Origin of the sequence: Protaetiibacter larvae, assembly GCF_008365275.1 — a bacterium.
Classification (GTDB): Bacteria; Actinomycetota; Actinomycetes; order Actinomycetales; family Microbacteriaceae; genus Homoserinibacter; species Homoserinibacter larvae.
The window spans coordinates 1,086,785-1,101,719 of the sequence record NZ_CP043504.1; the positions used below are offsets into that span (position 1 = coordinate 1,086,785).

The 14,935-nt window shown below is 67.9% G+C and carries 15 protein-coding genes; 9 read left to right on the forward strand and 6 right to left on the reverse strand.

The features are described 5' to 3' along the window. The first annotated feature begins 20 nt into the window (after positions 1-20). Entirely contained in the window at positions 21-1,019 is a 999-nt protein-coding gene (locus FLP23_RS05115; RefSeq protein ID WP_149324864.1) for a ribonucleotide-diphosphate reductase subunit beta, read from the forward strand. Between the two features lie 21 nt (positions 1,020-1,040). Then, the gene (locus FLP23_RS05120; protein WP_149324865.1) at positions 1,041-1,469 is read left to right on the forward strand and encodes a MarR family winged helix-turn-helix transcriptional regulator; all 429 of its coding nucleotides are present in this window, start codon (positions 1,041-1,043) and stop codon (positions 1,467-1,469) included. Positions 1,470-1,529: 60 nt separating this feature from the next. Here the strand turns inward: FLP23_RS05120 and FLP23_RS05125 are convergent, their stop codons facing one another. Further along, positions 1,530-1,943, reverse strand: a complete 414-nt coding sequence (locus tag FLP23_RS05125; protein ID WP_149324866.1) for a pyridoxamine 5'-phosphate oxidase family protein — start codon at positions 1,941-1,943, stop codon at positions 1,530-1,532. 33 nt (positions 1,944-1,976) lie between these two features. On the opposite strand from FLP23_RS05125, the gene FLP23_RS05130 reads away from it, so the two are divergent. Both FLP23_RS05130 and FLP23_RS05135 read left to right on the forward strand, forming a co-directional pair. After that, on the forward strand, positions 1,977-2,633 hold the full coding sequence (locus FLP23_RS05130; protein ID WP_149324867.1) for a pyridoxine/pyridoxamine 5'-phosphate oxidase: 657 nt from the start codon (positions 1,977-1,979) through the stop codon (positions 2,631-2,633). Between the two features lie 21 nt (positions 2,634-2,654). Next, positions 2,655-4,427 carry an ABC transporter ATP-binding protein gene (locus FLP23_RS05135; RefSeq protein ID WP_149324868.1) on the forward strand — a complete coding sequence of 591 codons (1,773 nt, stop codon included), beginning with the start codon at positions 2,655-2,657 and terminating at the stop codon, positions 4,425-4,427. A 1-nt stretch (position 4,428) separates the two neighbouring features. On the opposite strand, the gene FLP23_RS05140 is transcribed toward FLP23_RS05135, so the two are convergent. The 5 genes from FLP23_RS05140 to FLP23_RS05160 are packed head-to-tail and all read right to left on the reverse strand — an operon-like array spanning position 4,429 to position 8,061. Next, positions 4,429-5,337 carry a sulfurtransferase gene (locus tag FLP23_RS05140; protein ID WP_149324869.1) on the reverse strand — a complete coding sequence of 303 codons (909 nt, stop codon included), beginning with the start codon at positions 5,335-5,337 and terminating at the stop codon, positions 4,429-4,431. 4 nt (positions 5,338-5,341) lie between these two features. Further along, entirely contained in the window at positions 5,342-5,782 is a 441-nt protein-coding gene (locus FLP23_RS05145; RefSeq protein WP_149324870.1) for an OsmC family protein, read from the reverse strand. A gap of 51 nt (positions 5,783-5,833) precedes the next feature. Beyond that, positions 5,834-6,187: a transposase gene (locus FLP23_RS05150; RefSeq protein ID WP_149324871.1), complete on the reverse strand. Its 354-nt coding sequence runs from the start codon at positions 6,185-6,187 to the stop codon at positions 5,834-5,836. Between the two features lie 51 nt (positions 6,188-6,238). Continuing rightward, positions 6,239-7,039 carry a sulfurtransferase gene (locus tag FLP23_RS05155; RefSeq protein WP_149324872.1) on the reverse strand — a complete coding sequence of 267 codons (801 nt, stop codon included), beginning with the start codon at positions 7,037-7,039 and terminating at the stop codon, positions 6,239-6,241. Then, positions 7,036-8,061: an aldo/keto reductase gene (locus FLP23_RS05160; protein WP_149326200.1), complete on the reverse strand. Its 1,026-nt coding sequence runs from the start codon at positions 8,059-8,061 to the stop codon at positions 7,036-7,038. The genes FLP23_RS05155 and FLP23_RS05160 overlap by 4 nt, the downstream gene beginning before the upstream one ends. 244 nt (positions 8,062-8,305) lie before the next feature. Between FLP23_RS05160 and FLP23_RS05165 the strand changes: the two genes are divergently transcribed. The 5 genes from FLP23_RS05165 to FLP23_RS05185 all read left to right on the forward strand — a co-directional run bounded on the left by FLP23_RS05165 (position 8,306) and on the right by FLP23_RS05185 (position 14,929). Next, positions 8,306-9,688 (forward strand): NtaA/DmoA family FMN-dependent monooxygenase, encoded by a 1,383-nt coding sequence (locus FLP23_RS05165; protein ID WP_149324873.1) that lies wholly within the window; start codon positions 8,306-8,308, stop codon positions 9,686-9,688. Positions 9,689-9,725: 37 nt separating this feature from the next. Next, the gene (locus tag FLP23_RS05170) at positions 9,726-11,336 is read left to right on the forward strand and encodes an ABC transporter substrate-binding protein (RefSeq protein ID WP_149324874.1); all 1,611 of its coding nucleotides are present in this window, start codon (positions 9,726-9,728) and stop codon (positions 11,334-11,336) included. Positions 11,337-11,432: 96 nt separating this feature from the next. Further along, positions 11,433-12,368: an ABC transporter permease gene (locus FLP23_RS05175; protein WP_149324875.1), complete on the forward strand. Its 936-nt coding sequence runs from the start codon at positions 11,433-11,435 to the stop codon at positions 12,366-12,368. A 12-nt stretch (positions 12,369-12,380) separates the two neighbouring features. Next, a complete protein-coding gene (locus tag FLP23_RS05180; RefSeq protein WP_149324876.1) occupies positions 12,381-13,286 on the forward strand; it encodes an ABC transporter permease in 906 nt (301 codons plus the stop codon). 11 nt (positions 13,287-13,297) lie between these two features. Then, positions 13,298-14,929: an ABC transporter ATP-binding protein gene (locus tag FLP23_RS05185; RefSeq protein WP_246140067.1), complete on the forward strand. Its 1,632-nt coding sequence runs from the start codon at positions 13,298-13,300 to the stop codon at positions 14,927-14,929. Positions 14,930-14,935: the final 6 nt, after the last annotated feature.

Genomic DNA, 14,935 nt, shown 5'->3' on the forward strand with positions numbered 1-14,935 from the left:
TGTGAGAGCTGTCAGTAGCTATGCCCATCCTCGGCACCGGAATCAAGGAGGGCCTCCTCCTCAAGCCCGTCACCTACCAGTGGGCGATGGATCTCTACGACCAGGCGGTCGCCAACACCTGGTTCCCGAACGAGATCCAGCTCGGTGAGGACATCGCCGACTTCAAGAAGATGACGGACGAAGAACGTCACGCCATCACCTTCCTGATGTCGTACTTCAACCCCAACGAGCTGCTCGTCAACAAGGCGCTCGCCTTCGGGGTGTACCCCTACATCAACGCCCCCGAGGCGCACCTCTACCTCGCGAAGCAGATGTGGGAGGAGGCCAACCACTGCATGTCGTTCGAGTACGTGCTCGAGACCTTCCCGATCGACCGCAACGAGGCCTACAACTCCCACATCGACGTGCCGTCGATGGCGCGCAAGGAGGAGTTCGAGGTCAGCTTCATCCGCCGGATGACCGAGGAGACGCTCGACATCACGACGACCGCGGGCAAGCAGGACTTCATCCGCAACCTCATCGCCTACAACATCATCCTCGAGGGCATCTGGTTCTATTCGGGGTTCATGGTGGCGTTGAGCTTCCGCCAGCGGAACCTGCTGCGCAACTTCGGCTCGCTCATGGACTGGATCGTGCGCGACGAGTCGTTGCACCTCAAGTTCGGCATCAACCTGATCCTCACGGTGCTCGACGAGAACCCCGATCTTCAGACGCCGGAGTTCGCGGCCGAGATCAAGCAGATGATCCTGGACGCGGTCGAGATGGAGGAGCAGTACAACAACGACCTGCTGCCGAACGGCATCCTCGGTCTCAACGCCGGGTACATCAACCAGTACGTCAAGTACCTGGCCGACCGCCGGCTCGAGGAGCTCGGCTTCGGCGCCCACTACAACGTCGTGAACCCGGCGAAGTGGATGGCGACCGCGAACGACACCCTGCAGCTCGTGAACTTCTTCGAGTCGACGAACACCTCGTACGAGTCGAACGCGTCGGCGAACTCGTCGAAGAAGGAAGGCTGACTTCACAGTTAGACTCCCCGCGTGGACGAGCAGCAGTTCGAGGAGTTCACCGACGAGTTGCGGGTGGCGGTCGCGCGTCTCTCGCGGCGACTGCGGGAGGCCGCCTACCCGCGCGACCTGAGCTGGGCGCAGGTGTCGGCGCTGCGGCACATCGAGCGCGAGGGGCCGCAGACCGTGAGCAGCCTGGCGCGGCTCGAGGGCGTGCGACCCCAGTCGATGGGGGCGACGGTCGCGGCTCTCGAGGCCGCCGGGTTCCTCGAGGGCACGCCGGATCCGGATGACGGCCGCCAGACCATCTGGTCGGTCACCGCGGATGCCCGGGTGCAGCTCGACGCGGAGCGGGCCGCCCGCCAGGACTGGCTGCTCCGCCGTGTGCGCGCCGAGCTGAGCGCCGACGAGGCGGACCGACTCGCGGCGGTCGTCCCGCTGCTGCGGCGCCTCGCCGAGTGAGGGCGCGGTTTCGGCTCGATGGCGCGGTTGCGCCGGTGCCATCCGGCCGAAACCGCGCCATCACCCGCCGGTGTCGTCCGTTCCGCGGGTGATGCGGCGGCCGCTCACCCGATCCGGGGTGATGCGCACGTAGTTGAACTTCTCGCTGGGGCTCCACGACACGAGGCTCAGCACCCCCGAGTGCTCGATCTCGTCGTCGAAGGCGAGTCGTTCGGCCTCGCCGTGCACCACGACGCTCCACGCGACGACGTCGTCGCGGCCGTCCGCCTGGAACGCCACGCGCGGGTGGCTCAGCACGAGGGCGAGCTTCGATCCGGGTGCGCTGCGGAACAGGATGCTGCGCCCGCCGACCGCGAAGTTCACCGGGAAGATCTCGACGTCGTCGCCGTCCGCGAACGCCACGCGGCCCACCTCGGCGTCGGCGAGCAACGCCCAGCACGCATCCTCATCCAGGATCTCGGGGTTGGTCTCCATGACGGCACCCTACTCGCGCGATAGCCTCGCGCCATGACCGAGGAGTTGCGCGCCCGGCTGCGGGCGCTGCCGTCGTTCCCCGGGGTGCTCCCCGTGTTCGACCCGAGCGGGGCGCCCCCCGAGCCCGAGCCGTTGTTCCTCGCGTGGCTCGACGAGGCGGTGCGCGACGGGGTGTTCGCACCGCATGCGGCCACCCTCGCCACGACTGACGCGACGGGCGCGCCGAGCGCGCGGGTGCTCATCCTGAAAGACCTGGACGACGACGGCTGGTCGATCGCGACCCCCGCCGACAGTCGCCCGGGGGAGGCGATGCTCGCCTCCGGGCGTGCCGCTCTCACCTTCTTCTGGCCGTCGCTCGGCCGGCAGGTGCGTGTCGAGGGCGCGGTGCGGCGGGCGCCGGAGGCCGAGTCGGCCGCCGACTTCCTCGCGCGTCCCGCATCCGCCCGCGCCACGGCGCTCGTCGGACGGCCGAGCGCCGCGCTCGCCGACGAGGCCGCGTACCGAGCGGCCCGGGACGCGGCGGCAGCCCGCCTGGAGGCCGAGCCGGGGCTGGTTCCCCCCGAGTGGGCGCTGTGGCGGATCGTCGCCGAGCTCGTCGAGTTCTGGCAGGCCTCCGACGACCGCGCCCACGTGCGCCTGCGCTACCGCCGCACCGGTGCATCCTGGGCGCGCGAGCGGCTGTGGCCCTGACGGCGACCCGATAATGGTGGGGTGACCCGCTCCTCCACCGCGCCCCTCGCCGCCGTGGATGCCGCGCATCCGGCGCGCAGCCTCGCCCGATTGCTGAGACCGTACCGGGGTCGGCTCGCGGCGTCGGTGATCGCGTTCGCCGTGAAGGACAGCCCGCTGTGGCTGCTGCCCGTGATCACCGCGGCGATCGTCGACATCGTGGTGGATGGCGGGCCGGGGATGCGGCTCATCTGGATCGGCGCGGGTGCGCTCGCCCTGCTCGCCCTCAACTACCCCATGCACGTGCTCTTCGTGCGGCTGTTCTTCGGCACGAGCCGTGAGCTGGGCGCGCAGCTGCGCAACGGGCTCACCTCGCGGTTGCAGAGCCTGTCGATCGGGTTCCATTCGCGCTCGAGCGCCGCCGTCATCCAGTCGAAGGTGGTGCGCGACGTCGAGAACGTCGAGCTGCTGTTCCAGCAGGCGGGGCCGTCGACCCTGTCGGCGGTGTTCGTGCTGGCCGGCGCGATCGTCATGACGGCGATCAACGTGCCCGAGTTCCTCGTGGTGTACCTGCTGACGGTGCCGGTGGCGGCGGCCCTCACCCTCGCGATGCGTCGCCGCGCCGCCCGCCGCAACGAGGACTTCCGCCGCGAGGTGGAGCGGTTCTCGAGCCGCGTCGGCGAGATGGCGAGCCTCATCCCGATCACCCGCGCCCACGGCCTCGAGGAGGTCGCGAGCGAGCGGGTGGCCCGCAGCGCCGAGGGGGTGCGCAGCGCCGGACTCACCCTCGACCTGCTGAACGGCCGCTTCGGCTCGGCCACCTGGATCTCGTTCCAGGTGCTCGGCGTGGGCTGCCTGCTGCTCGCGGCGCTCGCCGCGCTCGAGGGCTGGCTGCCGATCACGCCCGGACAGGTGGTGCTGCTCGGCAGCTACTTCTCGATTCTCACGGGCGCGGTCACCTCGATCGTGTCGATGCTGCCGCTGTTCGCGCGCGGCATGGAGAGCCTCAAGTCGATCGCCGAGGTCATCCAGGAGCCCGACGTCGAGCGCAACGAGGGCAAGGATGCGGTCGCCGCGGTCGCGGGCGGCATCCGGCTGGATGCCGTGGGCTTCCGATACCCCGGCACGGATGCCGCGACAGGCGCCCTGCACGACATCGAGCTCGACATCGCCGAGGGCGAGACCATCGCCTTCGTGGGGCCGTCGGGCTCGGGCAAGTCGACCATGCTCAACCTGGTGCTCGGATTCCTGCGGCCCACCGAGGGGCGCATCCTGCTCGACGGTCGCGACATGGAGCAGCTCGACCTGCGCACGGTGCGCCGATTCGTGTCGGTCGTGCCGCAGGAGTCGGTGCTGTTCGAGGGTTCGATCCGCGAGAACGTCGCCTACGGTCTCGGCGAGGTACCGGATGAGCGGGTGCGGCTCGCCTTGCGCGACGCGAACGCGCTCGAGATCGTCGAGGCGATGCCCGATGGGTGGGACACCGTGGTCGGGGAGCGCGGCGCACGCCTTTCCGGCGGTCAGCGGCAGCGCATCGCGATCGCCCGCGCCCTCGTGCGCGACCCCCGCATCCTGCTGCTCGACGAGGCCACGAGCGCCCTCGACTCGGAGAGCGAGCAGAAGGTGAAGGATGCGCTGACCACCCTGATGCGGGGTCGCACGACCCTCGTCGTGGCGCACCGGCTCTCGACGATCCGCTCCGCCGACCGCATCGTGGTGCTCGACCACGGCCGCATCGCCGAGATCGGCTCGCACGACGAACTGCTGGCCGCGGGCGGCCGCTACGCGCAGCTGCACCGCATCCAGTCGGCGTAGCTCAGCGCGCGGGGTCAGTGCTGCAGTCGAGGTCGTTGTCGGCGAGGCGGGCGCGTGGTTCGCCCTGCTCGACCGGACGGCCGGACGACTTCCGCCAGTGCGACCAGGAGTCTACGTAGAGGCCGATCTGCTGTCCGACCAATGCGCCGGCGAAGACCAGACTCGAGCTCGCGACGCCGCCCCCGCAGTAGGCCGCCACTTGGTGATTGCCGATCGCACGGTGAGCCAGCAACCACCGCCTCAGAGCCGTCGGGGGCAGGAGGAGGCCGTCGGAACCGATGAGGGCAGCCGCCGGAGCGTGCACAGCTCCGGGGATGTGACCGGTGCGTGACTCTCCGAAGGTGCCGTGGAAGGCAACCGCGGATCGCGCATCGAGCAGCGTGCCGTACCGCGCCACGTCCTCCACCTCGGACGCGCGGAGCGCCCGCAGCGCGCTGGCGCCTTCGGAACGCGGGTGCGAGTCGGTATCGATCGCTGTGGCCTCGGGGATCGGGCACGCTCTCGCGGAGCCGAGTGGTCCCCCCGCGCGGATCCAGGCGGGCAGACCCCCGTCGAGCACTCTGACCCGATCCACCCCTGCCAGTGTCAGAGTGAACCACGCGCGCGTTGCGGAACTGAACTCATCGGAACGCCGGGTGTACACGACGAGCCGCCGCTCGGGATCATCGCGGCGCAGTTCACGGGCGAGCGCGCGCAGTCGGGCGTCGTGAGGCAGAGGCAGATGCCCGGTGCCGGCGCGCGGAGTGCCGGCAAAGTGGAGGCGCACATTCGTCGTCCAGGCGTGCGGGATGCTCCCCCCATCCGGATCCGGACGCTCGCGATCCCGCCAGGGTGCCACCTCCACGAACACGAGCCGCTCGCGGTGGTCGACGGCGACCTCCGCAGGGAGCATGAGTTCGCTGCCGCTCATCCGCTCAGCCCCCGTAGCGTGCGCCGGTGTCGTGCAGCACGAACACCACGGGGAGGCTGTCCTTGAGTGCCTGGTAGATGCGGCAGCGCTTCTTGTACTCCTCGACGAGCTCGTCCGCGGTGCGATGGTCCACTCCGTCGATGAAGCACTCCATGATGAGCGTTCCCAGGTAGTCGCCGTCCTGGCGGCGCTCGACGCGCGCGAAGATCTCCACTTCTCGATCCGGCTCTCCGGCCGAGACGAAGTCTTGACGGAATGCGTTGAGCGCGCACGACACGAGCGATGCCACCAGGAGGTCGAGTGCGCTGGCCTCTTCGCCGAGACCCCCGCTTCGCACGGAGCCGTCGGAGGTGATCTCGAAGCTGCCGTCGCCGATCTGGTACCGACCTCGCACGTCGGTCATCCGGCCGTGCATGTTGCTGGCCACCACGATGCGCGCGTTCATGGGGAGGACGCTACCGAGCGTTCGTGCACGCCGGGCGGCTGTTGAGAACTCTTACGCGAGCGGGCGCAGCTGTTCGGAGAGCAGGGCAACCACCCGGGTGAGGCTGCGGTTGTCTTCCTCGAGCACCAGGATGCGACGCTCCAGAAACGCGATCCGCTCGGTGAGCGCCTGCCGACTCGACCCGATGCGGCGCGTGACCTCCCGGTCGCCGTCGTCATCGTCGTAGTCGTAGCTGCCGTCGTCGTATCGTGCGAGCCACTGCCGGAGCGATTGCGGTCCGACGTCGAACTCCTCGGCGACCTCGCGGATGATCGCCCGATTTCCGGGCTCATCACGGCGTCGTCGGATGACGGTCTCCACCGACCGCGTGCGAACTTCGTCGGTGTACTTGCGCTCGAAAGCCATGACATCCTTTCGTCGCTCGACGGTAGCGCGGTGATATCGCGCACGTTGACTCTATAGATGAAGCTTCTCCCATTCGGACCACGACCCCACGTAGACGGGTGCGTCGATCCCGAGCGACGCGAGGGCCAGCGACTGGACGCTGGCAGCGACCCCGCCGCCGCACGACAACAGGATCGGCTGTGCGGTCGGCTCGACACCGTGTTCGCGGTAGGCGCTGGCAAGTGCGACAGGATCGGGAACCCGTTCGCTGAGCGAGAGCGCGGCATTGGGAAGGTTGATCGCGCCCGGGATGTGCTGTGTCTCGTCGCCGAAGTCGTCTGCACGACGCGCATCGATCAGCACGACGTCGGGCGCACGCCCGGCGACCGCCTCTGCGTCGACCACGGTGCTCTCGTCGATCCGGAACTCGGCTGCCAGCGACGTCGCATCGGGCGTGGTCGCCGCCGCCGGACGGGGGAGCGCTGCCACGTCATCCGCGTAGGCGCCGTTGAGGAAGGTGACGCTGTGGACGCCGGCCCACCGCAACACGAGCCAGGCACGCGCGGCGCTCGAGAGGTCGCGCGGTGTCGCTGCGTAGACGACGACGGGCGTGTCGGCCGTCACGCCCGCGCTGGTGAGCGTCGAGGTGATGCGCGCATGGTTGGGGAGAGGGCGGTGACCGGTGAGTGGCCCCTCCTCGCCCACGAGATCGTCGAGTCCGAGGCGGAGAGTCGCCACGCTCGGGACGGTGGCGTCGACCTCGCGCGCCACTTCGATGAGAGCACGCGTCTCAAGGATCCCCGGTTCGCGTAGCGCCTCCAGGGTGGTCAGCGCGGCGAGTGCGGTCTCCGTCGTGCGGGTGGCGGTGGTCATGGTCGTTCCTCTCGAGTGACGACGACTCCCGGCTTGCCGGAGAGACCGTCGGGGAGCAGAGCGCGGAGTTCGCGCTCGTCGTCCGGGCTCGGCACCCACTGGGTCGCGAGCAGATTCTCGTCGAGTTGCTCGGGCACGGTGATGCCGGTGATCACGCTCGTGACGGTGGGTTGGGCGAGCAGCCAGCCGAGTGCCGCCGCGGTCGGCGTGATGCCGCGCTCTCGTGCGAACGCCTTGAATCGTTCGAGGGCGTCCCAGGGCGCGCCGTCGAGAAGATGGTGCTTGAGGTTCGTGATCTTGGCACCTTCCGGCGCGAATCCTGCGCGGTATTTGCCGGTCAGCAGGCCGTTCTGAAGGGGGAAGTAGAGAATGAATCCCAGCCCGTATCGCTGCAGCGCCGGAATCAGTTCCGCCTCGGCGCGACGCCAGAGGAGGTTGTATTCGCTCGTGGTCGAGACGAAGCCGTTGAGGCCGAGCGACCGCGCCGTGTGGGCGGCCTCGGCGATCCGCCATGCGGGGAAGTTGGATGCACCGACGTAGCGGACCTTTCCCGAGCGCACGAGGTCGTCGAGGGCGCGAAGGGTCTCCTCGATGGGCGTGTGCGGGTCGGGGAAATGGATCTGGTACAGGTCGATGTAGTCGGTGCCGAGCCGGGTGAGCGACTCCTCGACCGAGGCGATGATGTACTTGCGGGCGCCGGTGAGCGCGTAGGAGTGCCCGCGCGAGGAGTGCAGCGCTCGCCCGAACTTGGTGCCGATGACGACCTGCTCGCGTCGGCCGTGAAGTGCGCCGGCGAACAGCTCCTCGGAGAGGCCGGGGCGATCGCCGTAGCCCTCAGCGAGGTCGAAATAGCTGACGCCGAGCCCGATGGCCCGATCGACGATCGCCTGAACAGAGTCCGCATCGACGGCGCGCATTCCGGAACGGCCGAAGGTGCTCGCGCCGATCCCCAACTGGGACAGCACGAGCCCTGACGAGCCGAGCGCCCGATACCCGGCGGGAAGTGTCGGCGGATGGGGCATGGAACCTCCTGCGATGCCTGATGCGTTGTCTACATATAACGCACGTAGTTTTCGGCGCGTTCTACATTGCGCCTCCTTACGCCGCTTGACGCCGTGAGGCGTCATCTCGCCTTTTATGACGGGGGATGACGGCCCATGTCGTTACAACGCGACGCACGAAGACACATAGCGAAAAGCCGTTTTGGCTACATATCGTGCGTCCGTAACGTGTGTCTCCCGCACTCGGATCGAAGGAGCACACCACATGACGAAGAAGCAGCTCAGGCTCGGCCTGGCGGCGTACGGCACCGGCTGGGACAACGAGGCCTGGAGGCTGCCCGAGTCGGTCGACGTCGGGTTGAGCGACCCCAGCGTCATCCTCGATATCGCGCGCATCGCGGAGCGCGGCAAGTTCGACTACATCTTCGCCGGCAGCGCGATCGCCAGTGAGCCGAACCGCTGGGGCCGGATCTACCGCTGGGACAGCGCGGTCTTCGGCGGCTACGCGGCCGCGCAGACCAAGAACGTCGGCTTCCTGCTCACCTACAACACCTCCTTCGAGCACCCCTATTTCGTCGCGCGGCAGCTCGCGACCCTCGACAACTTCAGCGGCGGTCGGGTCGCGTTCAATGCCGTCACGGGAATCGACCGGGCTGCCGACACCGGTGGGCCGACTGCCAACTTCGAGAACTGGCCGCTGCCGGACGACGACAGCAAGTACACCCGTGTCGTCGAGTTCACCGAGGTGCTCAACCAGCTTCTCTACAGCTGGGACGCCGACTACCTGCTCGACGACAAGGCGGGCGGGCAGCTCGTACGCCCCGGCTCGTACCACCCGATCGACTACCGCGGCGAGCACTTCGTCGTGCAGGGACCTCTCAACGTCGCTCGCCCGATTCAGAACACGATTCCCAACGTGCATGTCGGCACCTCGGAGCGATCGGTGTCGTACGGTGCCGAGTTCGCCCACGCCCGCTTCGCCCCGTACCTCGGGCACGACCGCGCCCGTCAGGAGTACAAGGACCACAAGGCGCGGATCGCCGCCTCGGGTCGTGATCCCGAGAAGTTCAAGATCCTTCCCGGCATCACCTTCTACATCGGGGGAACCGCGCGCGAGGCGCGCGAGAAGTTCCGTCAGGTGCAGGCCTTCACGCAGGCCGTCGACGCACCCGCACGGATCGGCGCGGCGTTCGGAGTGGACCTGAGCGAGGTCAAGCCCACCGAGAAGTTCTTCAACGTGATCGACATCGAGAAGGTCGGCTTCGACACGCTGAAGGCGATCCTCCCCGAGGGCGCCGGCCGCCGCCGCGAGGGCACCCCGCGACCGGGCGACGACGACCGCCAGTGGCTGCAGGACGTCGTCGTCGGCAACCTCGGCGAGGATGTCACTCTCGAAGACGTTTATCAGTTCGTCGTGCGCCATCGCTCGGGGCAGGGGAAGCTCGTCGGCGACGCGAAGCACTTCGCCGACTTCCTCGAGCAGGGGCTCGAGGAAGAGGCCTTCGACGGCGTCCAGTTCTTCCCGCCCTATCACCGCGGTCCGGCCGACCTGCTCGTCGACCTGGTGGTTCCCGAGTTGCAGCGCCGCGGCATCTTCCGCAAGGAGTACGAGGGTTCGACCCTCGAGCAGAACCTGGGCATCGCCTAACCCAGCCACCACCGAGCACAGAACAGGAAGCACGACGATGAAACTCTCCCGACGACTCGCACTCGTCGCGACACTCGCCGCCACCGCCACGATCGTGGCCGGCTGCGCCGGTCCGGCAGCGGATCCGAAGACCGGCGATTCTGCGAACCAGCCCCGCCCCGGAGGCACGGTGGTGATCGCCTGGACGTCCGATCAGAACGGTGTCGATGCCGCGAGCCTCAACAATGTCCGTGAGAACATCACGCGGCAGCTCACCGACTCACTCGTATTCCGCAACCCGGACAGCGGTGAGTTCGAGCCGTGGCTTGCCGAGTCGTGGAAGGTGTCCGACGACGTGAAGGAGTACACCTTCACGCTCCGGCAGGACGTCACCTTCAACGACGGCACCAAGCTGGACGCCGAAGTCGTGAAGGCCAACATCGAGGCGCTGCAGCAGCCAGGAGTGCACTCCACGCCTGCCGGACTCGTGGCAGGGGTCAAGGTCGAGGTCGTCGATGAATACACCGTCAAGTTCACCTTGCCGCGCGGCAACGCGGGATTCCTCGCGAACCTCTCGCGTGCGGACGTCGGGATCGTCTCCGCGGCGACGGCTGCCAAGCCGCTCGCCGAACGCCAGACGAGTATCGACGGGTCCGGACCGTACTCCCTCGTCTCCTGGACCGTGAATGAAGGCGCGGTGATCAAGCGGCGCGACGACTACAACTGGGCACCCGCGAGCATCTCGCACGACGGTCCCGCGTACATCGAGGAGATCCGCTACCAGGTGATCCCGGAGGCTCAGGTCATCTACGAGAGCCTGAAGAGCGGGGAGGTCGACTTCTACGAGAGCGTGGGCGGCCTGTTCGTGGACGACCTCAAGGCGAATGGCGTCAACGTCAGCGGCCTCCTCTCCCCGCCGGGAACCGCGGGCGAGGCGCCCGTCAACGTGTCGAACCCCATCCTCCGCGACAAGCGCGTGCGCCAGGCCCTTACGCATGGCATCGATCGCGATGCCATCAACCAGGCGATCTGGTTGGGCAAGGACCAGCCGGCGAGCAGCATCTTCAACCGTTCGAACCCGTACTGGGAGGATCTCAGCGAGTACCTGAGCTACGACCCCGAGCAGTCGATCGAGCTTCTGGAGGAGGCCGGCTGGACCGAGATCGGTTCCGACGGGATCCGCGTGAAGGACGGTGTTCGTCTGTCGCTGCGCCTCGCGCAGGACAGCCCCACGACCCAGATCTTCAAGGAGCAGTGGAAGAAGATCGGCGTCGAGGCGGTGCTCGATCCGCCGCTTCCCGCGGAGGCGAACCAGCGCATCCTCACCGGGGAGTACGACGTCACCTACTGGGAGCACACCTACCCCGACAGCGACATCCTCCGCGCGAACTACGGGAAGACCACGGGCTCGAACCGCTCGATCCTCGACCTCGACAACCCGGAGGACAAGCATCTCGACGATCTGCTCCAGCAGCAGCTGTCGATCTCGGATCCGGAGGAGCGCAAGAAGGTGGTGAGCGAGGCGGCAACCATCCTGGTGCGCGACGCCTACACGATCCCCGTGCTCGAGCGCACCAAGGTCTGGGGATTCACGAGCCGCCTGCACGATGTGAAGGCGAACGGCGTCGACCAGATCTTCTACAACGCCTGGGTGGACGACGCCGAGTGACACGACGCGGGTTCGGGCGGCCGTCTTGACCGCCCGAACCCGCGGCACACCGAACGGGGCGCGAGGGGCGCCCGACGACAGAGGAGGGAGTGAGGAATGGATTACCTGAGGTATCTCGCACGACGAGCGCTCTACGGCGTCCTCGTGCTCTTCCTCGCCTTCACGGGATCGTTCTTCCTCCTCTTCGTCATCCCCGGGGACGCCGCGGGCGCGCTGAGCTTCGGCGGTGACGGCGGCACCGACCAGAGCGTCCTCGACGCTCAGCGGAAGCTGCTCGGCATCGATCGACCCGTGCTCGTGCAATACCTCGATGCCCTGCTCAACGCGCTCCGCGGTGACTTCGGCACGAGTTTTGCCCACAAGCAATCGGCCACCGAGGTGTATTTCAGCGCTTTCGGGATGACCCTCCAGCTCGCCAGTCTCGGGCTCGCCCTCGCTCTCGTCTTCGGGTTCGTGTTGGGGCTGCTGACCGTTCTCGCCCCGTTCGCCTGGCTGCGCGAGGCGCTCACTTCGATTCCCCCGCTGGCCGCATCTTTGCCGGCGTTTCTCACGGCACTGCTGCTCCTGCAGTTCTTCGCCTTCGGGACCGGCCTGATCGAGCCGTTCAACGACGACTCGTTCCTGGGGCTCTTCGTCGCCTCGCTCTGCATCGCGATTCCCGGAGGATCCGGGATCGCCCAACTGCTCGCGGTGAACCTGGAGCAGGCGATGCGCTCGCCCTACGTGGAAACGCTCGCCAACTGGGGTCTCAGCCGACGCGCGGTCATCCTGCGACACGGCGTCAAGAACGCGCTCCTGCCCGTCATGACAGCATTCGGCACGACCGTTGGCGGCATCTTCGCCGGCACGGTCCTGACCGAGACTGTGTTCTCGCGGAACGGCGTCGGGCGCCTGATCGTGGATGCCGTCAAGGGCAAGGACACCCCGATGGTGCTCATCTCGGTGACCGTCAGCGCCGCGATCTTCGTGATCGTCAGCCTCATCGTCGACGCGCTCTATCCCCTCGTCGACAAGCGGATCAAGCGCGCCTAAGGGAGGGTTTCCATGACCGTCAGCAAAGCCATCGCGCCACCGAGTCGACTCACCCTCGCGTCGCTCGATCAGGAGTTCACCCTCCCCAAGAGGCGCTCCCGATTCGCCTTTGCGCTCCGCAACCCGCTCTTCGTGGTGTCGTCGGTGTGGATCGTCGTGGTGCTGATCGCCGCGGTCGCTCCTCAGCTGCTCACCCGCTTCGACCCGTACGCGATGGATCCGTTCAGCGCGCTCGGCCCGGTATCGGCGCAGCACTGGTTCGGCACCGACGAGTTCGGTCGCGACCTGTTCACACGGGTGGTGTTCGGAACCTCCGAGTCGATCAAGGCCGCGGTGCTCGCGGTGCTCATCGGACTGGTCGCAGGGATCATCGTCGGGGTCACCTCCGGGTACCTCGGCGGCGTGGTCGACCTCGTCATCATGCGCCTCGTCGACACGATGCTCTCCGTGCCGTCGCTGATCCTGTCGCTCGCGATACTGACGACCCTCGGGCGCGGCACCATCCCGATCGCCATCGCGATCGGCGTGAATTCGATCGCCGGAACCGCGCGTCTCATGCGCTCGGAGGTGCTCGGCGTGAAGGAGCGGCCGTTCGTGGAGGCGAGTCGGTTCTCGGGGCACGGCACCATCTACCGCCTTCGTCGGCACGTCGTCCCGAACTCGTCGCGCTCCGTCGTGAACTCGGCGATCCTCGACACCGGCTCGGCGATCCTCGGCGTCGCCTCGCTCAGCTTCCTCGGGCTGGGTGCACCACCGCCCACGCCGGAGTGGGGAGCGCTCGTCGCGGAGGGGCGCTCGTTCTTCCCCGGTGCGTGGTGGCTGAGCCTGCTGCCGGGATTCGTGATCGCGGCAACGGTGCTCTCCGTCTACAAGATCGCGCGAGTGCTCGGTAACTCGCGCTCGTCGAACATCGCGTGAAAGGCGATCTCGTGCCTGTTCTGGAGATCCAAGGTCTCGGCGTCAGCTTCTCGACTCCGTACGGTGCCGTCGACGTGCTCCGCGACGTCTCGCTGTCCGTGGAACGCGGCGAGATCGCCGCGATCGTCGGGGAATCCGGATCGGGGAAGAGCACCTTGATCCGCAGCGTCACCGGCACGGTCGCCGACAACGGACGGGTGCGCGCGGACAAGCTCGTGCTCGGCGGCCGTGATCTGCTGTCTCTGTCCCGATCCGGGTACTCCCGGATCCGCGGTCGCGACATCGGGTTCATTCCCCAGGACGCTCAGCTCGGCCTCAACCCGCTCGTCCCCGTCGGTCGACTTGCGGAGGAACCGCTACGCCGGACCGGTGTCTCGCGTGTCGAACGTCGTCGACGCGTGCTCGAGCTGTTCGATGCTGTGGGGCTACCCGACCCCGAGCGCGTGTACCGCAGCCATGCGCACGAGCTCTCGGGGGGCATGTGCCAGCGGGTACTGATCGCGGCGGCCATCTCGACCAAGCCCCAGCTGATCATCGCCGACGAGCCCACCAGCGCGCTCGATGTCACCATCCAGAAGCGCATCCTCGACCTTCTCGTCGAGCTCCGGGATCAGATCGGCAGCAGCATCGTGCTCGTCACCCACGATCTCGGGATCGCCGAAGAGCGCGCCGATCGCCTCCACGTGCTGAACCGCGGCGAGCTTGTCGAGAGCGGCACCGCGGAGGAGATCCTCCGCGCCCCGAAGGATCGCTATACGCAACTCCTGCTCTCGACGTCGTCGGTCGGCCGCCTCGTGCTGCGCGACCTGCCTCGAAGCGACGCGGACCCGGCGGAGACGCCCGCAGCAGCTCCCCGCCCCCACCTGAGGGTGGAGGCTCTGTCCAAGGCCTTCGGCGCCCGCCGTCGCCATCAGGCGACGCTGGCGGTCTCCAACGTCACCTTCGACGTGCGCCGCTCCACGACTCTGGGCATCGTCGGCGAGTCCGGCTCCGGGAAGACCACGCTCCTGCGAATCCTCGCGGGGCTCGTGAGCCCGTACGAGGGGACCGCAGAGGTCGACACCGGCGCCTCGCTCGCCGGGATCGGCTCGCGGGAGGGTCGGGAATACCTCGCGCGACGAGCGCAGGTGGTGTACCAGGGCTCCTACGCGTCCCTCGATCCGCGCTTCACGGTGGCTCAGCTCATCGACGAACCGCTCACCGGCTTTCGTCTCGGGGATCGTCGTGCACGACGCGCGCGGATCGCCGAGCTGCTCGAGCGGGTGCACCTGCCGCAGTCGGCGAGCGGAAAGTACTCGAGCGAGCTGTCGGGCGGCCAGCGCCAACGTGTCGCGATCGCCCGTGCCCTTGCCGGTGAGCCCGAGCTGCTGCTCGCGGACGAGCCCGTATCGGCGCTCGACGTGACGGTGCAAGGGCAGATCATCGCGCTGCTTCGCGAACTCCAGTCGGAGCTCGACCTCACGATGGTGTTCGTCTCCCACGACCTCAGCGTGGTCTCCGACATCGCCGACGACATCCTGGTGTTGCTGCATGGCCAGCAAGTCGACTACGGGCCATCGGGACGCGTGCTTCGCGACACGAGCATCCCGTACGTGCGTGAACTCGTCGACGCGATCCCCGGAGGCCGGTTGTCGCGGGCATGAGCACGT